We start from the raw sequence: 18,457 nt of genomic DNA on the forward strand, positions 1-18,457 counted from the left end.
TGGGTAGTGAGCTTTCTTTTGAGACTCTATTGAAAACGGTCTGAGTGAGGGTGAGATCGAAACAACTATGCGGCTTTGCGAATAAAATGACCAATCGATTCGACAATGGTGTCAGCAGCATCATCGAGCGACATTTCACCGACGTTTAGAACGACGTCATACAAGTGCGGATCGGAAGCATTTTGGTGAAAATGGTCTTTGATGTAGACGTCGCGATCGTGGTCCCTTTCGACAACGAACCGATGGGCCTCTTTTACGCCAATCCCTTGTTCCCGCATCACCTGATTGACTCGAAAATCCATCGGTGCAACGATCCGCACCGAGAGGCCGCGATTGCGAGGCAAAACGAAGCGAGCGCCGCGGCCAACGATGACCACATCGCCATGCGAAGCGGCCATCAATAACAACTTGGTGACTCGGCGCGTGTAGGTCGATCCAGAAAAACCAAGTCCGCCGATTCGAGAAGTGAAGATCGAGCAGAGCCAATTCTCGTGCCGCTCATCGACTCCCTGAATTAAACAACGCGGCGTGCCATAATGATGCTCGATATAATCGACGATCTCCTGGTCTAGCAAATCCCACCGTAAACGCTCGGCAACCTTTTGGGCGATCTCGCTTCCGCACGCACCGGTTTCGCGGGACAATGCCAAATAGGGCCCGAACGCCTTGGTCGGATCACGCGTGGCTAATCGACGGTGGGTATTTTCGGCTTGCACCCATTTGAAGATGTTGCTTTCCGCTTTGTGTTCGATGCCAGCGACATGGAGTGCCATGGGATGATTCCTTTTGTTGGAGACACGGGTCGGTCATATGGACGAATGAGAGGCAAAGCACGCGACGGGCCAAAACCGCCAATCTGACGAAAGACCGAAAGACGCCTAGCCAGAAGGTGCCAGAAATCGCAGGTTTTCGCAGAAGCCAAACGGCTTGATTCTCCTCACCCCACGTTCTCCAAAAGCGGTCGCTACGAAGCAAGCGTTTGCATCCGCATGCTAACCTTTGCAGGCATCTTCTCCTTGCAAACATGATATCGTTTACGCGGAAGCAATCGAGCGTTCCGGCCCACGTTTTGCTACAGCGTCTTCCTCCTTCGAAGATTCCTGCGTGCTAGGCCCTATCGAGATGAACGATCTACCACTCGATGACCTCCCTGAAAAAGAGACCGTGGTCGGCAAAGTCAACGCATCCGAATCGTTCGATAAAATCGTTCTGCAAATCCTGGCACAATCCCCTCCATTGGACTCACAGCAAAAATTGGGAACAACCGGCAGGACGATAACCGCTATACCTAATCGGCTCGACACGTCGTTCGAGCAAACCAAATTGAAGTAGCACAATCGCTAGGCAGGATGCCATTTGGCGAAGGTCATCAGGGATGAACATGATCCGAAAACGCTCGCAAGCCATTAAATTGCTAACACCAAGTCGTCGTGTGGTGGACCAGACGATGCGTCCTTCGGGGGCGATGTTTGGTGTAGAACTCGTTGCCTCGTCCATGGTGCCCAGCTCCACTACGCTGAAACGCATCGTGCTCTCGGCTCTGCTGTGCGGGACGCTGCTGACCACGAACGGTTGCGGTATTCCTGGACTTCGGCATGCCCAATCTGGATCTGCGATGCCAGGTTCCTATCATTGGAACAATGGTATTCCGTTCTGGAGTTCCAGCACAACGTCGTCATCAAACGGTCTCACCCTACCTCCGAGCTCGCCCAGCGACAAGACACAGCAAGATGAGCCTAGCCTCGAACGAATCGACGATCACCTCCACAGCAAAGACAGGATCAATAAGGAGGGTGACGTATCCGATGGGGACAACGTTGACGGTGCGAAGCTCAATGCACCTCAAGAATCAGGAGCGTTCGCTCGTTTCATCCGGTCCGCTAGTTTCCTGAGTCCGGCCTCACAGGACGACGAAAAAACGAAAGCCATTGATGAAGACATTCGGGAGCTCGAAAGCGAATATAGCACCACCGGTGGGCTCACACTTTCGGCGGTGGATGACGCAAACACCGACGGTGACACATCGATGGGGAATGTCATCGCTGCCCCGAATAGCCCCGACGATGGCTTGATCGACACCGACATCGGGCCCAGTGATCGCAACGTCGGAGTCATGCCATTTGAGAACTCAGCACAGCTACCAACGGCTGTATTCTACTCTGACCCATACTTGCTAAGCCTGATTACTGACACATTGTCGGGTAACCAGGAACTAAAAATTCTGTCCGAAGAAATCCGCATCGCCTGCAATGAATCGTACGCTCGCAGCGGTGAGTATCGACCATTTGTAACCCTGGGAGCAGGCGCAGGATTTGAAAAGCCTGGTCGACACACTCGCGAAGGTGCCGTCGAAGATCAACTCGAAGTCGCTCCTGGGCAAGATTTCCCCGATCCGCTCGGGGACTTTGGCGTCGGAGCCAACGTCTCCTGGGAACTCGACATCTGGAACAAGCTTCACAACTCGCAACGTGCCGCCGCGATGCGATACCTCGGAACACGGGAAGGGCGAAACTACATCGTCACGCGAGTGGTCGCCGAAGTTGCCGAGAACTACTACCAATTGTTAGCGTTAGACAACCGACTGGAAATATTGCAATCAACCATCGAAATTCAACAACAGAGCTTGAAAGTAGCCCAAGCCAAGAAAGCCGCCGGGCGAGGAACCGAACTGGCGGTTCAGCGTTTTCAGGCCGAAGTGCAGAAAAACCTCAGCGAACGGTCGCTGATTGCCCAAGAGATTGTCGAAGTCGAAAACCGCATCAACTTCCTCGCCGGTCGCTATCCGCAACCCGTCGAGCGAATCGATGCCGAATTCGTCGACTTGCACTTGAGCACACTTGGAGCGGGCGTCCCTTCGGAGTTGTTACAGAACCGCGCCGACATTCGCGAAGCGGAGCGACAAGTCGCTGCGGCAGGATTGGACATCAAAGTTGCTCGAGCACGTTTCTATCCTTCACTCAGCCTCACCGCCGGGCTCGGCTGGAACGCATTCAGCACGGGCTACCTCTTCCGGACGCCCGAATCATTGATCTACGGCATGGCGGGTGAACTTGTTGGTCCGCTAATCAACAAACGGGCGATCAAGGCTGACTACTGTAGCGCCAATGCGGCGCAACTGCAAGCGATCTACAACTACCAGCAAACCGTCCTTGAAGCGCACATCGAAGTCGTCAACCAGATCACAAAGGCGGAAAACTACCGCCGCAGTATCGAAGTCAAGAAGCGGCAACTCGAAGCCTTGCAAGCCTCCGTCGACGCGGCCAATAAGCTGTTTCAGAACGCGAGAGCCGAATACGTCGAAGTCCTGTTAGCTCAGCGAGAACTAATGGAAGCGAAGATTGTGCTGGTCGAAACCAAGCAAGAACAACTCGCCGCGATCGTTAACGCCTACCAAGCCCTCGGTGGAGGCGGTTTCTAATGCATTGATCCTATTTCCAGTTTGGGCGACAATCCATCCGTAGCACAGGCTTCCAGCCTGTGACCTGCCACAATCCATCCGTAGCACAGGCTTCCAGCCTGTGACCTACGACAATCCATCCGTAGCACAGGCTTCCAGCCTGTGATCTGCGACAAGTTCGGATTGGTACACAGCGTTCTACTCCCCGTTGAATTCGGGGATAGCCGGTCTTGCCAGAGATTGCATCGGCACAATGAATACAATCCAAGATATGGCGACTTTGGCTCCGGTCACTCGTCCACATTCTCTCCGGCTAAGCCCACACCCTAGGCATGAGTACGATGCAAATTTCGACCTTGTGGCGAATGCCGTTGTACTAACGATCCTTCGTGAGTCCATTTGGGTTGTTTGACAACACGAAGGATCGTCATTTTCTCGACTCCTGCAACTAGCAGTCCTCCTGCCAGGAAAAACCAATTTTTCAGAAATCGGTTAAGGCCGAATCACGGAGGCCAAGTGGCGCTGTCCTACCAAGCCCGAATGCTCGATCGAAACCGTCAAACAATCAAGTAAGACAAATGTAAGAGTTATTGTTTTTGCCGCGCTTCGGTTTGCCGCGCAGGCACGTAGCACGTTACATTGCGAATCCGTTCTCGCTTTAAGTATTGGTCAGTATCCGTCAACACCTCACTACAACCAACAAATAGTCGTCCGGTTTTGGCTAGACGGCTCGAGAGCATTCGATACGTTCGCTTTGGGGCATCGCCAGAAAAATAGATGATCACGTTTCGACAGAAGATAATGTCAAACGGCCCTGTCGGCTGAACGCCGCTTAGCAAATTTCCGACTTGGTATCTGACCAAACCTCTCAGTTCATCATTGACTTTCCACCCACCATCTTTTTGATGAAAGAACCGTCGTCTATCTGCGCCCAGTGCTTCGATGTGTAGTAGCTGTGCGTCGACACTGCCAAGGTGTTCTTTCGCTTCGTCGACGAACTCATTTAAAAGATCGGAATCGTCCATTTCTATTGCATTGCTTCTACGTGACGTATTGGTTACATGCAATAGTTAGGGCACAAGTACCGAGGACCCCAGAGAATTTGCACCATTATTCCAAAATGTCGATAACGGTCGCACCCTGCTAATTCGTGAGCTAACCTTAACCAGTGACGGCGCCGCATGCAGCGTTCCAGTGATAGAAAATCACATTAGCGGTTCAAGACAGACGAAAAGATCGCGGCCTGCATTGTCTAGCTACCACGGCTTATCCGCATTGAGCGGCGTCATTAAACCATTCTACCTATAAGTGCATTCTTGAGGTTCTACAAGTGAAAGTTCTATTGGTCGACGACTCCGGCGTCATGCGAAAGATCATCGCCCGAAGTCTACATAGTTTGTGGATCAATGAAGTGATTGAGGCGGGTGACGGAGCCGAAGCGCTACAACTCTTCGGAGACGGAGACGGCTTTGATCTGGTGATAACCGACTGGAACATGCCGAATATGAACGGTCTGGAACTGGTGCATGCAATTCGAGCGGCTGGACACAAATTACCGATCATAATGATTACGACGGAAACGGAGAAGACGCAGGTCATTAAGGCGATTCAAGCGGGAGTCAATGACTACCTGACGAAGCCATTTGATCAAGACATGCTTCAGCTCAAGCTCACACGCGTGCTGCCAAATCCACAGAGCATCTAGTTGCCGGGCCGTTCATGCTCAAAGCGACGCTCTTGCGTTCCTCGCAACCGCTAGCCTGAGGCGGCCAACTCACACGAGTGCGGGTTCGGCAAGTGGCTTTATGCGGAAGGAAAGGCCGAGTTCGGTGACCTGCCACTATTCGGTCAGATTGAGACGCAACATGCGAGTGTTCACGCATTCGCTGCGGAAATCGTCGAATTGTACAAAAGAGGAGAAAAGAGCAAGGCGAGTGAATCACTTGAACAGTTTCAAACGCTCAGTCGGCGGTTGTTCGATCTGCTCGACCAACTCGAGCAAGTCGCCGAACAACGCTGCGAACGATCAGCGGGTGTCGCAGCGAAGCCAAGCTTTTCCTGATAGATTCAGATTTCCCAAAAGGAACAAAGAGAACGTTAATCAAACGTTAGCATCTCATTGCCACCTTCATCCCTACTTCTTCGCAGCAGCCTAGTTCGCAGCAGCTGCGTGGTCGTTGGGCTGATCGACTTTCTTGAGGAATTTAAAGATATCGCTTCCTGTGGTGAGAATCAACGTGCTCTCTTGATCGAGCATTTCTTGGTACGACTCCATCGTCATGATGAATTCATAGAACGCGACCGATGCCTCGCTTTGGTTGTAGGCTTCGGCGTAAATCTCAGTCGCCTTCGCGTCGGCAACCCCATGAATCTCCTGCACCGTTTTGTAAGCTTCTGACTCGATCGCTAGCAAGTCGCGTTCACTCTTGCCCATGATCTTTGCCGCTTCGCCAGCACCCTCGCTGCGAAAACGCTCGGCGATCTGTTGCCGTTCGCTGATCATACGTTCGAAAATACGCTTGCGGACACTTTCGTTGTAATTGATTCGCTTGAACCGGACGTCAAGCAATTCGATCCCAAAATCGGTGAGCTTGCTGGCGGCCTTGCTGAAAATTTCTGCCTCGATCTTTGCTCGGCCCATCGTGATCGGATAGAGCATGCCAATGTTACCTGGCGCGTCGAGCAGGGTCGCATCGCGATCGGGCTCGCGGTCCTTCGTGGTGCGAATGACTTCGATCAGCTCGTGTTTCGCGATCGCGTTGCGGGTCTCACTTCCAAGGATGTCGTCCAAACGAGACTGGGCGCTACGCTCGTCGCGAAGTCGCAGGAAGAATTGCTTGGCGTCGTTGATTCGCCAGCGTCCGAACGTATCAACGACGATGTAGGTTTTGTCCTTGGTCGGCATCTCGTTAGGTCGACCGTCCCAAGCCAGAACCCGCTTTTCGATGCGGGTGACTTCTTGAATGAAGGGGATCTTGAAATGTAACCCTGCGTCGCGAATCGGTTCACCAACGGGTTTGCCGAATTGTGTGATGATAATCTGTTCGGTTTCCGACACCGTGTACGCGCCGCTGAAACCGAAGAAGGTCGCCAATAGCAGGAGAATGATCGCAAGGGGGAGAGTAGCTCGTTTCATCGCTGACCCCGTTGGTTTTCGGTTGATAGTTGTAGTAGCGGCAAAATCTGACTGGCATCTTCGTCGATGATGATCTTCTTACCTAGTTTTGGAACCACCTCGCGCATCGTTTCGATGTAGATGCGTCGTTTGGTCACCTCTGGAGCTTTCAGGAACTCGGTCAACACCGCATTGAAGCGAGAGACATCGCCTTCGGCTTCGTTGACGCGTTGGAGCGCGTACCCCTCAGCGGCTTGAATCTTCTGTTCAGCTTCACCACTGGCGCGAGGAACCACTTTGTTGTATTCGCCGTTGGCGACATTGATCATTTTTTCCCGCTCTTGCTGGGCCTGGTTGACTTCGTTAAACGAAGGCTGAACCGGTAAAGGTGGATTGACATTCTTCAGCTGGACCTGATCGATGCTCAAACCAAGCTGGTATTTGTTTACCTGCTCCTGTAGTTGGGCCAGAGCATCCGCTTCGATCTCTTGCCGCCCCACGGTAATAACTTCATCGACGGTGCGATCACCAACGACAGTACGCATGACCGATTCGGATATATCGCGTAACGTGTCGCCGGGGTCGCGTACCTCAAACAGAAACAATCTCGGTTCCCGAATCCGATACTGGATGATCCATTCGACAGTCGCTGCATTGAGATCCCCCGTGACCATGCTGCGTTCTTCTACCTGCTCAGATGAAAACTGCATCGGATCGGAAGCATCCGCGGTGCCAAAACCGAATTCTTGTTTCAATTGACGCTTTACCGGGACGATCGATACCCGGTCAACGCCGAAAGGAAACTTGAAACGCAAACCGGGGTCGACCGTTTTGACATACTTGCCAAACCGCAGCACGACCCCCTGCGATTCCGCTTGGACCGTGTAGATCGACGTGTAGGCAAAAATGACCAGCAAAATGGCGGGGACTACCCAGACGAGAAAAGGACGAAAATCTTCGAATCTTCCCCAATCGATGTTTCCCCAATCAATATTTCGGCGGTTGTCGCGTTCAAAACTCATCTGACGGATCGATGGTGACAAAGGATTTGCCGGTGCATCGCTTCGAGATGCAGAAAGTCATCCAAGGACGACTTGCGACGCGTTGGAACGCCCGGCACGGTGTTGATAATACTCCCCCGACTTCAAACAAGTCGGACGACAGGCCTAAGTATAACCCAAGTTTCGGCGAGCACCTCCCCAATTTGCAACATTCGACTTCGCGTCGTGTCTACCAAATCACCGAAACCGGACAAAACCGAGCAACAAGAAGTATCCTTGCTCGGCGAATCTGCCCGAATGCCGGCCATTGTAGTTCACGCCCAATGAATTGTCCAAAAAGCTCCTCAGAGGAACAAAAAAACATACGCCGAAATGATGCACGACACGGTGCATATCAGGCATCTGGGTTCGCACTCCGGTGAGGGCCGTTGAATTGAAGAATAACCTTTGTAATATGGTTTACGGAATCATGCGTGCGGATCAAGGTCCGCCTTATACCACCGATAAGAAATCGCTTGCTTTTAGTCATAATCGCGACGATGCCAAAGCCGATAAATTTGTCAGTGCAGAGAAAGGTGATTTTCGGCTGGTAAAGGGCTCTGCGGCAATCGATCAAGGTATAGCCCTGCCGGTAATGAATGGCGACTATCAAGGCGACGCCCCCGACTTAGGCGCCTACGAGTATGGTGGAGAGGAATGGAAGGCCGGTTCCGATCTTTCCAAACCTGAATTTATTGATGAGAAAACCCGTTGATCCTTTGAATACAATGCCGGTGTATCAGCGTTTGTATCCGCGTTCTTTGGGGACAGCCTAGAGAAATCGAAACAGGCCCAATCGAAACAGGCCCAATCGAAACAGGCCCAATCGAAATGGGTCCAATCGAAACAGGGCCGGTACATTTTACAGTAAACGCAACTGGCATACCGCTAATTAAATCAACTGGGATTGGGCGGTTCTTGCCGATCCTAGTAAAGGAAAAGTTTGACCCATGACCAAGATTAGGCTCTGTCATAAAACTCGCTCTGGCTGCGAGCGACCCATCTCTCGCCTGGCTGCTTCTGGCTCCATCGACAATACAACCGATATCGCCTGCTTCGCCTTCGTTGCCAGTCCAAAAAAATACTTGCTCTCGGGCCGACGACGGAGTTTTCCGAAAGAGCCCAGTGGTGCACATACAGTTGCAGCGGTTATCGCGGTATTCATCTTGCTCTGGTGTCCCTCCATACTTGCGGCAAAGAACCTATACGTCGATGCCAACGGCGGTGATGATACCCAGCCTGGAACCCTGGATAAGCCATTCCAGACGCTTCAGCATGCGACCAGCAAAATGGTGTTCGGCGATGTTTGCATCATCAAGGCTGGTGTCTACCGTGAGACCCTTATTCCCAAAGCCGATGGGCTGACCTTCCGGAACTTTGAAGATGATTATGTCCTCCTCACTGGGTTGGATACGGTTAAGGGATGGACTCGGCATGAAGGGAAGATCTGGAAAGCGGGGTTTACTCGGGCTTCTCCTCCTGGCAGCTTTAAGGCCTCCATGGTCTTTGTTGATGGCCAGCGTATGAATTGGGCCCGCACTCCCAATGAAGATGGCGACATGCTCAACAACAAAGATACGCGTTTGGTGAAGGTCGGTGCTGATACCAGCAAGCGTTCTTCGATTTTGGGTACGGTTGTCTTTGAGGACTTGCCTTCGCCAGCAAAGGACGCCTGGAAGGGAGCCTATTTTGTGGGACTCGCCTCTTACAATGTAGCCGCTTGGTTCACGGCCAATAAGGGGCTCGTGCAGGAATCGGATGGCAATTCACTCGTCGTCAAGGATATCTCCTGGAACTGGATGAATGGTGCCAGTAAGGGACGTTTTCTGGGGGATGGTTATGGCTATCTCATTGGACACCTGCTGGCCCTGGATGCTGAGACCGAGTGGCATCTTCAAGACGATACGCTCTACCTCTATCCTCCCGCAGGCACGGATATGGAAACGGCACGTATCGAAGCCCGGAGCCGCATCCTGGGACTGGACCTCTCCGGGCGGACGGGGATCACCATTGAGGGAATCAACTTCAAGGCCGCCGGGGTGAAGATGGAAGCTTCGGCCAACTGCGTACTAGACCGGTGTACCTTCCGCTATGCATCCAGCTTTTCGGCCTTTCGTGAACATGCCTGGGGTGATTACAAAAACGGAGACGGTGGTATCTACATCTCCGGGCATCACAACACGGTTAAGAACTGCTACATCGGCAAGACCTGGGGCAATGGCATTGCTCTGTGGGGGCATCACAATACGCTGGAGAATTCCATCGTCGAGCATTGCAACTGGCAGGCAGAACGATTGGCCAATATCTCCTGCCCCGGAGATGACAATGTCATTCAGGCCAACACCGTCCGGTTTGGTGCCCGCGAGGGAATGGATCTGGGCAATGGTCGATGGGTCGATAAGTACGCTCTGCGGGCCCTGGTTAAGTTCAACCATGTGCATGATCTGGGACTGCTATGCCCCGACGGAGGATTGTTCTATGTCAATCATCAGGGGGGAGGGAAGCCGCTTGCCAATACCGAAATCTGCTACAACATTTGGCATGATTATCCCAGCGCCGATAGCCCACGCCCCCATGGAGGCATCTATCTCGACAATATGAGTAGTGGCTACAAGATTCATCACAATGTGATAAGGAATGTTATCTCAGGCGTGCATCTGAATGACATCTCGCGGGACAACAATACCCATGATGTCTATGTCTACCACAATACGATCATAAACTGTAAACACGCTGTCCGGATGAACCAAGGACAAAAGGGCAGCATCAATACCAAAAATGTCATTGTTCAGAACAACCGAAGTAACGGCAGTGACTTCGAAGGCACTCAGGTTGACCACAACCAGTCGGATATGCACGATAGGGGATACGTGGATCCAAGAAATAAAGACTATCGTTTAAAATCGATATCAATGTCTATCGATGCAGGCATCGCAATTCCTGGAATAAACGACGATGCCGTGGGGGCTCCTGATTTAGGAGCCTATGAGTTCCAGGGTCAGGACTGGATGGCAGGGGCATCCATTGACGTTCCTGATTTCCCTGATGAAAAGAAACGCTAATGATGGCAGTGTCATTCACAATTGGAAGAAAGCCCTCGAGAATGACGGAACACTCAATGCTAAAAAGGCCAACTGGAGTCAGGATGGTCCTATGCTGTCGATTCAACCGCCGGCGAAGCTACTAAACCAATACGATACGGTTGTAAAAGTAAATTTTTGAAGGATATCCCCATATGAAATGTTTCCAATGCTCGCTGATTTTTATGATCATTTTCCTGTGCTCGACCTTGCAGGCTGAGCCCCTTGTCATTGGTGATCGTTCCAAGGGATTGATCGTTGAGACCCTTGATTCCACCCTGCCGGATGAGTCGGGTATGGTGCTCATCCGTGAAATGTTGTTACCGACATTCGAGCGAGGTGCCTACTATCGTCCGTACTCGGGTGGCGGCCCCAGAGGCAACCGCGTCGAAGCGGTTGCCTTTAAAACGATTGCTGAACTCGAGGCCTATCGCCCCTCCGCGACGCGGAAAGGACACACGAGTGTTCAGCAGGGACAGTTCATTCTTCTAGAGCTCAAGGGTGGTCGCTATCTGGCGATTTTGCCCATGACCTCTGAAAAGGTTTACGGCCAATTCTTTGTTGAAAAGGGCAAGCTCCTGCTCAAAACAGGGAACTTTGGAACCAATGCGGTGCAAGGTAAGATTCCTCTGCTGTGCTGGGCTTATGGCAATTCGCCTTACTCGGCAACGCAGGCGGTTTGGGAGCAGGTCTTTGAGTCCGGCTACGTTGCGGCCCAGCCGCGTGGGGACAAAGGCTTTCCCGAGGAGCCCTACGGATATCTTGGCTGGTGTTCCTGGGAACATTACAAAAGAAACATCTCAGAAGAGGTCATCACGGAGGCGGTTCACACGCTGGAAAAAAGTGGCGCACCGATTCGTTGGGTCATGATCGACGATGGCTATTTGGATGTCCAGGGCGCAAAGCTACGCAGTTTTGGTGTGGATCAGAAGAAGTTCCCGAATGGCTGGAAGCCAATCATGGATTTGAAGAATCCAGAGAAGATCAAATGGATTGGCATCTGGCGAAACTTTGGCGGATATATGGGGGGAACCTCATCGGCGCACACGATGGATGATCTGAAGCCCTTCCTGGCCAATACCATGAGTAGGGGAACCGTCCTACCAGATGGACGCCCAGAGTCATCAAAGGCGTTTTATGAAAAGATGGTGTCCGATACCAAAGATAACGGTTTTGATTTCGTTAAGGTCGACTTCCATACCCGCACCTTTGACCACTATATGGGGACAGCCGATCCGGTTGGCGTGATGCGATTGAATAATGAAGCGCTTGAGGAGGCCACCCACTCGATGGGCATTCCCTTGCTGAACTGTATCGCCCAGCCCAATGTGAATTCTCTGCAAACCAAGTATAGCATGCTCACGCGATCCAGCCCGGATTACAACCAAATGGATAAGGCGAAGAACAAATGCAATACCTACCAGAGCTTTGCGAATCATCTCTGGATGGGGCAAACGGTCTGGGGTGATCTCGACATGTTCCACACCCACGACCAGCGGGATGTCAATTCGATGGCCATCGCCCGTGCGATCTCGGGCGGCCCCATTTACATTTCCGATGAGCCTTCGAAGGTCGTCCCGAAAGTGCTGCATCAACTAGCCTATCGAGACGGGAAACTGCTACGGACCGCAGCCCCGGCGACACTTCTGCCAGAGAGCTTTTTCATCCATCCCTTCCGCAATGACGAAGTCTTCCGTGTCATTGCACCCATGGAAGATGGGGTGGCAGCGATCGCTTTGTTTAACTTTACGGAGAGTGGCAAAGCATTGAGCAGCGGATTTACGGCTAAAGACTACAGCCACGCTGGTGAGCTGCTGCAGCCCAACGAGGGCGCATGGCCCGTGCCAGACGAAGGTCTCTTGGTATATGATCGTGAGACAAAGACGGCTGTCGATTTAGCAAATGGCTTCTCTACCGATGTGCCAAACTTCGATGCCAAACTCCTCCTGATCTATCCAAAGAACAAGGGCTGGGCTGTAATCGGTCGTAGCGATAAGTTCCTTCCTGCCGCTGCGATCAAAATGAATTCGGTAACGTCCTCATCGGTAAGTTTCATGTTGAAGGAATCCGGCCCGCTCCTGATTTGGAGCGAAAAGGGTGCACCCCTATTAGAAGGTGCTTCCTTTCAATCGATCGGCAGCAATCTCTACCTTGCGGAACTGGCCGTCGAAGAGGGGGTTCGTGAAATCACTATTTCAAGGAAATAACGACAGGCCTCTGTGCCAACATGAGTGAGACAACTTTGAGTTTTTCAAAGTTGAGGGCAGGGGGAATTTGAATGACCGAAATTACTGGCAAAAAAGTGAGGGGAAAATCCCGAGGTCGTTGCAAAAGCGGATCGGCGTCGTTTCACATCCGAGTACAAACATCGTATCGCACTGGAGGCTGAAACGTGTACCGAGCCTGGTGAGATTGGAGCCCTGCTGCGTCGTCAAGGCCTATATTCGGCCGTCATCCAGCGGTAGCGTCGTCAACTTCGGGAGCAACCGGTGTCATCTTCGTCCTCGTCGAAAAAGTCCAACAGCGGACCATCAGCCAAGCGTCACTGGGCGCTCGTCTCAAACACGAGAATGGCCGTCGGGCAAACAACGAACGTGCGCAACGCGGCATGAAATTAAGTTTGTTTCGGGACGTTTAGTAAATCCGCTGCGATCGGATTCGGCAACATCCGCTTGCCGAACCAAACCAACAGTTCGTCAGACAGATTGTCTCTTTTGCCAAGCACAAGCGAAACGAACTCAGCAAACTCCGATGGAAGCAAACGTTGTTTCTGTGACTCCATCGAGAGCAGTCATTCAGCAAGTTGCCAAAGCAAGATACCGGGAGACGCTGAGTCGCGAACTTCGTCACCGACGATACGAAGTATTTGCACAATTTCTTGCAGATAGAGACTTGTTGCCTCGGTTTGATGGTGTGGCTTCCAACCGTCCAACGAAGCGTTGCACCTTGGGCAGCGTCTTCATCCGCTTCCTCGTTTTTCAAGGCTCGTCGCCGAAATGATGCAATGGATTCCCATAGCTTGCTGCTTTTCCATTCAAGCCATGTCGAAAGATAGCGACGGAGATTGCGTCGCGTACGTCGCGGTTGTAGCCAATGCAGCGAAACGTTGTGCGAGGACAGCTCGAAATCTTGCAGCAGCTGCGACGAAACCCTTTGTGCCTACTGTCTGGGCGAGTGCTCGGCTTGTGGCGATTCCTATTGTGAACACTGCTTAAACCAGGAGAACCTTTGCGATGATTGCGTTGAAAAACAAGAAACCGAACCGGTCGAGACGCCGTCAGAGGCGAGCACGCCCAAGGCTTCGGTTCACACCGTATGCCTGGGCGAAACTGCTCTGCCTTCGTGATGCCGGCCCAAGCGAAGTGGGTGGATTCGGTATCAGCGACGCCAAGAAGTCGAACGGGAACTTGCGGTTGAAACTACAAAAGCCAGCCCGCAGCCCTCTCGCGACCCTCCTCAGGCTTCCCAGCACACCAATGGGCAAGCACCCGCAGGCGGCAACGGCCAATCGCGTATTCGCGAAGCGACCGAGGCCCAAATCCGAGCGATTCACGCGATCGCATCGAAAGCGAATGTCCATTTGGCAAGCCAGCTAGAAACCGACTTTGACGTTTCCACGCCGAAGCAGTTGACGCTGAGGCAAGCCAGCGACTTGATCGAAAAGCTCAAAAGCCGTCTTAACCAAACTGCGTCGTAGCCAGCTGAATCAAATTCGCTACTACCTCGCTCCTTTCTCTTCACGACTAAAAAACAGGGACAATACAACGAATGCTCTCGCAGCTAGTCCTGATCGCGGTTTTGTCTTTCGCCCTTGCGTCAGCGATGCTCGTGGTACGCAACGACCGGAGGCAAATACGAACCATGCGGCGGATGATGCAAATGATGATCCGCCAACAACCAACCAAGGAGCAACCGGCCCATGAAACCACTCCTCGTCAACCTGATCGTCGGTGGTCTTTCGCTGACGATTCTCCCCGGCATGTCGACGCCAACGACGACACGAGTCACACCCGAGACTTTCGAGGAACTCGTACGCCTGCAACAATCGGTGGGCGATCTGCAAGGTGAACTCAATCGCGGGCGAGACCAGCTCGAGGAAGACCGGCGGCAATGGGACCAGCGTGAACGCCGAGCCCCAGTCATTGCAGCGGCCCCCAATGGGCTTGCCCCATTGGAGCCAACGATTGGCAGCTAAAAACAGCACCGTTGTCAAGTAAGACCCCAATGGGCTTGTCCCGTTGGTGAATCAGATCTCGCTCACCCAACGGGGCAAGCCCGTTGGGGTCGATCATGTGAAAAACACTAGGATTTAGCTAACAATCGTTCGCTCCAACGACGCAAGGTCGTTGGGGGCGGATAGTTTGATGGTGGCGATTAGCGAGAAGTGTCCAAACATCTTCGCAAATCACCGGTCCAAAGGGTCGCCGGAGTTTTTTGACCGGACGGGATTATTGAAAAAGTTAAATTGAAAACTGAAAAATGCAAATTGCGGATGCTGTGAGACCCCGTAAAAGATTGATTTTGCAATTTAAAATTTACAATTTAACTTTTTCAATCGGCTACTGCTGCAAATGGTTTCACTGTGTTGCCGTGTGCATCCCAGACTCTCTAAATGTCCCGGTCGCATTGATTTTCATCAGCCCAGCGTTTGGCCTTACTTCCGTCGTTTCCACCTGAATGGCCCACACAGAACTGGGCTTCATCGACATACTACGCACTGCTGGATTTGGCACTCAGCACTCGAAGGTGCTTGGAAGGTGCTGGTCAGTATTTGCAACTCCGCTAAACTGTCTGAGTTCTATTTGACGAGACCAGCCACGGAAGCCAACACGATGCGTTTTGAATGCAACTCGACCTTTTATCCGAAACCGACCGACCTGACTCATTATTTCCGCAGCAGCGAGATTGACGTTTGGTGCCATACCGCCGGTGATGAGCCGACTGTCGCAGCTCGATTGGCTGTCGACTACTTCGACATCGCCCGTGCCGTTGGCGATGGTCAGAGCATCCTACACGTTTGTGACGCCGTGTCAGCGACCTGGATGCAAATCTATGAAACCACCATCGAGCCGGACATCAACTTCCTTGGGATTCGCGAGGACTTCGGTTTCGACGATCCCGTCAACGGCTTGGTCTTTATCCATGGGGCTGTGTTTCATCCAGACCTCAACTCATGGAGGACATTTATTCTCGATTCCGTCTGCCACATGTTTCCCGAGGACACTGCCACGGTGATGTCGAAGGACACGACGAATCTGGAGCCGAAAGAATTAGCGAGCCTTGGATTTCGCAAAGTCGCTGGGTCCGAACTCTTATTCCGTCCAAACATGCTTCTAAACACCTATTCGGCATTAAACGACAATCGAGATCCGGAAGAGCTAATCGTAGCCGAGGATGCTCAAGAGTACGTCAACCAACAGTGGTCCGAGTTTGATGGCACGAGTTGATCGCACGAATTGATCGCACATTAGCGATTAATAATGATCGAAAGATCTCAATTGGCAACGACTTCAACTGGACGGGGGGGTGAACCGTGGGACGTGGCTGCATGCTCTGTGGCCGCTGGCGGCCAAGTGAACAATTTGGTGGTCGCCGCGCTAAGTCGAGGATCGGTCGCAAGTGCAGACGAATGCCCAAGATCGACTAGCAGCGGTTGCTACGGTTCGGTGAGCTCCGCGGGTTCCTGGAGTAAATACATTGAATCCGTTTTTTCTCATTTGGCAACGCAGCGCAAATGTTCTTAGTTGCATTCCTACCGCCCGCGTCATAACATGAACTTATCGGGAACACGATTCCACTCAACTCGCCGGAGCTGACAGGCTGCTGCTGTCACCCAAGAGCACGAAGTGCAGGCAGACGTTGCCATTTTTACCTGTGGTAATCGACTTTTGATCGCTGCTGATTCAGCTTGGAAAGCTAAGTAATGGACAGGGCTGGTCACGGCCAATTCTGGCCGGTGCCGGGCGCCGACGTGAACGCGACTCGGCACTCTAGACTTCATTTCAGTCTTCTAACGTTCAATCCTCTAGAGTATCCATCGGACTCTTAATGCTTTTGCCAAGCACTTGACTGGTATGCACGTAGCCCATCGTCGTTTCAACATCCTTGTGCCCCATCAACTTTTGGATCGTCTGAATGTCCGTCCCCGATTCGACAAGGTGCGTCGCGAAACTGTGACGCAGTGAATGAGGCACACCGTTTTTTGGAATCTCCGACAATCTTAGCGCCGTCTTAAAAGCATTGGCAAATTGTTGCTCCGCAATGTGATGTCGCCACAATTGACCACTCCGCTTATCACGAGATCGCTGATTTGATGGAAACACCCACTTCCAAGCAAGCTCCTTGCAAGCATTGGGATACTTCTTCGCCAATGCATAAGGCAGATAAACCTGCTCAAAACCCTCGTCGACGTCAATACGATGAAATCGGGCGGCGACCTCAATCTGGCGTTTTAAGCCATCCTTGGCACGTTCGGGCAGGAAGGTAATTCGATCCTTCGCTCCCTTGCCGTCTCGCACCACAATATGCCCCTCGTCGAAACAGACATCCTTAATCCGTAATCGCCGACACTCCTTGTGCCGCAACCCAGCACCGTAGATCAACAAAAACATCAGCCGGTGCATACCAACAAAATGAACCAGCAAGCGTTCGATCTCTCCGCGACTAAACCATACCGGGATCGACTCGCTCTGCCTCGCACGCACCGCGTTTAAGAAGCCAAGTTGCTTGCCAAGTATGCAGTGATAAAAGAATATGAGTCCCGACTGTGCCTGTGTCTGAGTGCTCGCCGAAACGTTCCCTTCGACCGCCAACGAAGTCAAGAAAGTTCCAATATCCTTCTCGTCAAATTGGTCCAACTTCGTCGAACCGACGTGGCCACTAAACCGCTTCACCCAACGAACGTAGGCCTTCTCAGTCGCCATCGCGTAATGCAGTACCCGCATTTCGCCGCGCATGGTCTGAATGAACGCCGGTTCGCCGCGATTGATATTACCCCGTAATTTCGCCAATTCCTCCGCCGTCGGAGGTGCTTCGAGGTCAATGTTCCGTTCTTGCCGTCCCAACTGAGCCAGTGTCATCACGATGGACGACAAATCCGGCTCGCTGCGATGCAAAACCAAATTACGATAGCATTCCACTGCACGCACCGCCTGATATCGCTGCCAAGCAGGAGCACCGTTGGCCAGCAAAGATCTCGAGAATTTTAGAACCGAATCCTTGTTCACGGGCAAGTCATCCACCATGCCATTGCGAACGCCCATCGCATACCGCCTCAGCCAGCGTGGGAACCAAACCTGATCGTTCTCCCCCAGTCGGTCCCCCAAAACCTCGCGTTCAAACTGAGCTATACTCATGACGACACAATCCTTCAAAAAGCGAAAATAGTCACCAGCTGAACACCTGATTCCCCCTTTTTATCCAGTCACGGGATATTAGTCAAACGACGTGACTGACAGGGGGATAATAGTCAAACAGCTTGACTGACAGGGGTATAAGAGCACGATTCCCCTATTATCCCCCCGCACATCACGGGATATTAGCCAAACAACTTGACTGACAGGGGGATATTGGTAAAATAACTTGTCTAGTAGGGGGATAAGAGTATGATTTCCCCAATATCCCTTAACTATCAAGGGATAACTTAGTAGTTCTGCTGACACACGTTGCTCGCCGATACCACCGCAGCACGTGTCGCCTCTAAAACCGTATCGAACGACTCGTGAGACTGTTTCGGCAGTACGCGGTTAGCTGTCCACGCCATACCGTGATACAACCCGGAGTTGAACTCGATCACTATAACACCTACCCGCATAGGTAACTGCAC

At 52.1% G+C, this 18,457-nt stretch carries 18 protein-coding genes and 2 pseudogenes; 13 read left to right on the forward strand and 7 right to left on the reverse strand.

Going from position 1 to position 18,457, the window contains the following annotated elements; translation table 11 throughout:
• Positions 1-65: 65 nt before the first annotated feature.
• Positions 66-773, reverse strand: a complete 708-nt coding sequence (locus Q31b_RS16510) for a cytidylate kinase-like family protein (protein ID WP_146600755.1) — start codon at positions 771-773, stop codon at positions 66-68.
• Positions 774-1,122: 349 nt separating this feature from the next.
• On the opposite strand from Q31b_RS16510, the gene Q31b_RS16515 reads away from it, so the two are divergent.
• Positions 1,123-1,332, forward strand: coding sequence for a hypothetical protein (locus Q31b_RS16515; RefSeq protein ID WP_146600756.1), 210 nt, complete (start codon positions 1,123-1,125; stop codon positions 1,330-1,332).
• A gap of 43 nt (positions 1,333-1,375) precedes the next feature.
• Positions 1,376-3,418, forward strand: a complete 2,043-nt coding sequence (locus Q31b_RS16520) for a TolC family protein (RefSeq protein WP_231617628.1) — start codon at positions 1,376-1,378, stop codon at positions 3,416-3,418.
• 566 nt (positions 3,419-3,984) lie between these two features.
• Here the strand turns inward: Q31b_RS16520 and Q31b_RS16525 are convergent.
• Positions 3,985-4,422 (reverse strand): CheR family methyltransferase, encoded by a 438-nt coding sequence (locus Q31b_RS16525; RefSeq protein ID WP_146600757.1) that lies wholly within the window; start codon positions 4,420-4,422, stop codon positions 3,985-3,987.
• A gap of 305 nt (positions 4,423-4,727) precedes the next feature.
• Between Q31b_RS16525 and Q31b_RS16530 the strand changes: the two genes are divergently transcribed.
• The 3 genes and pseudogenes from Q31b_RS16530 to Q31b_RS29060 all read left to right on the forward strand — a co-directional run bounded on the left by Q31b_RS16530 (position 4,728) and on the right by Q31b_RS29060 (position 5,459).
• Positions 4,728-5,102 (forward strand): response regulator, encoded by a 375-nt coding sequence (locus Q31b_RS16530; RefSeq protein ID WP_146600758.1) that lies wholly within the window; start codon positions 4,728-4,730, stop codon positions 5,100-5,102.
• Positions 5,103-5,183: 81 nt separating this feature from the next.
• Positions 5,184-5,285 (forward strand): annotated as a pseudogene (locus tag Q31b_RS29665) (CZB domain-containing protein); the annotation flags it as partial.
• 15 nt (positions 5,286-5,300) lie between these two features.
• Complete coding sequence (locus Q31b_RS29060; RefSeq protein ID WP_231617629.1) at positions 5,301-5,459, forward strand: hypothetical protein; 159 nt, start codon at positions 5,301-5,303, stop codon at positions 5,457-5,459.
• Positions 5,460-5,549: 90 nt separating this feature from the next.
• On the opposite strand, the gene hflC is transcribed toward Q31b_RS29060, so the two are convergent.
• The gene (gene hflC / locus Q31b_RS16540) at positions 5,550-6,533 is read right to left on the reverse strand and encodes a protease modulator HflC (RefSeq protein ID WP_146600759.1); all 984 of its coding nucleotides are present in this window, start codon (positions 6,531-6,533) and stop codon (positions 5,550-5,552) included.
• Complete coding sequence (gene hflK / locus Q31b_RS16545) at positions 6,530-7,534, reverse strand: FtsH protease activity modulator HflK (protein WP_146600760.1); 1,005 nt, start codon at positions 7,532-7,534, stop codon at positions 6,530-6,532. The genes hflC and hflK overlap by 4 nt, the downstream gene beginning before the upstream one ends.
• Before the next feature lie 433 nt (positions 7,535-7,967).
• On the opposite strand from hflK, the gene Q31b_RS16550 reads away from it, so the two are divergent.
• The 5 genes and pseudogenes from Q31b_RS16550 to Q31b_RS29065 all read left to right on the forward strand — a co-directional run.
• Positions 7,968-8,267 carry a hypothetical protein gene (locus tag Q31b_RS16550; RefSeq protein WP_146600761.1) on the forward strand — a complete coding sequence of 100 codons (300 nt, stop codon included), beginning with the start codon at positions 7,968-7,970 and terminating at the stop codon, positions 8,265-8,267.
• A gap of 235 nt (positions 8,268-8,502) precedes the next feature.
• Positions 8,503-10,614 carry a right-handed parallel beta-helix repeat-containing protein gene (locus Q31b_RS16555; protein WP_146600762.1) on the forward strand — a complete coding sequence of 704 codons (2,112 nt, stop codon included), beginning with the start codon at positions 8,503-8,505 and terminating at the stop codon, positions 10,612-10,614.
• Positions 10,598-10,774 (forward strand): hypothetical protein, encoded by a 177-nt coding sequence (locus Q31b_RS28365; protein WP_197171678.1) that lies wholly within the window; start codon positions 10,598-10,600, stop codon positions 10,772-10,774. Before Q31b_RS16555 ends, Q31b_RS28365 begins: the two co-directional genes overlap by 17 nt.
• Positions 10,775-10,787: 13 nt before the next feature.
• Positions 10,788-12,839 (forward strand): Sip1-related alpha-galactosidase, encoded by a 2,052-nt coding sequence (locus Q31b_RS16560; RefSeq protein WP_146600763.1) that lies wholly within the window; start codon positions 10,788-10,790, stop codon positions 12,837-12,839.
• Positions 12,840-12,938: 99 nt separating this feature from the next.
• Positions 12,939-13,082, forward strand: a pseudogene (locus Q31b_RS29065) (IS3 family transposase); the annotation flags it as partial.
• A 164-nt stretch (positions 13,083-13,246) separates the two neighbouring features.
• Here the strand turns inward: Q31b_RS29065 and Q31b_RS28370 are convergent.
• Complete coding sequence (locus Q31b_RS28370) at positions 13,247-13,414, reverse strand: hypothetical protein (RefSeq protein ID WP_197171680.1); 168 nt, start codon at positions 13,412-13,414, stop codon at positions 13,247-13,249.
• A 9-nt stretch (positions 13,415-13,423) separates the two neighbouring features.
• Positions 13,424-13,564 (reverse strand): hypothetical protein, encoded by a 141-nt coding sequence (locus tag Q31b_RS28375; RefSeq protein WP_197171682.1) that lies wholly within the window; start codon positions 13,562-13,564, stop codon positions 13,424-13,426.
• Positions 13,565-13,865: 301 nt separating this feature from the next.
• Here Q31b_RS28375 and Q31b_RS16565 point away from each other — a divergent pair, with 301 nt between their 5' ends.
• The 3 genes from Q31b_RS16565 to Q31b_RS16575 all read left to right on the forward strand — a co-directional run bounded on the left by Q31b_RS16565 (position 13,866) and on the right by Q31b_RS16575 (position 16,079).
• A complete protein-coding gene (locus tag Q31b_RS16565; RefSeq protein ID WP_146600764.1) occupies positions 13,866-14,228 on the forward strand; it encodes a hypothetical protein in 363 nt (120 codons plus the stop codon).
• A gap of 323 nt (positions 14,229-14,551) precedes the next feature.
• Complete coding sequence (locus Q31b_RS16570; protein ID WP_146600765.1) at positions 14,552-14,827, forward strand: hypothetical protein; 276 nt, start codon at positions 14,552-14,554, stop codon at positions 14,825-14,827.
• Between the two features lie 637 nt (positions 14,828-15,464).
• Positions 15,465-16,079 carry a hypothetical protein gene (locus Q31b_RS16575; RefSeq protein ID WP_146600766.1) on the forward strand — a complete coding sequence of 205 codons (615 nt, stop codon included), beginning with the start codon at positions 15,465-15,467 and terminating at the stop codon, positions 16,077-16,079.
• Between the two features lie 570 nt (positions 16,080-16,649).
• Here the strand turns inward: Q31b_RS16575 and Q31b_RS16580 are convergent.
• Positions 16,650-17,987 carry an integron integrase gene (locus Q31b_RS16580; protein WP_146600767.1) on the reverse strand — a complete coding sequence of 446 codons (1,338 nt, stop codon included), beginning with the start codon at positions 17,985-17,987 and terminating at the stop codon, positions 16,650-16,652.
• Positions 17,988-18,457: the final 470 nt, after the last annotated feature.

Origin of the sequence: Novipirellula aureliae, assembly GCF_007860185.1 — a bacterium.
GTDB classification, from domain to species: Bacteria; Planctomycetota; Planctomycetia; order Pirellulales; family Pirellulaceae; genus Novipirellula_A; species Novipirellula_A aureliae.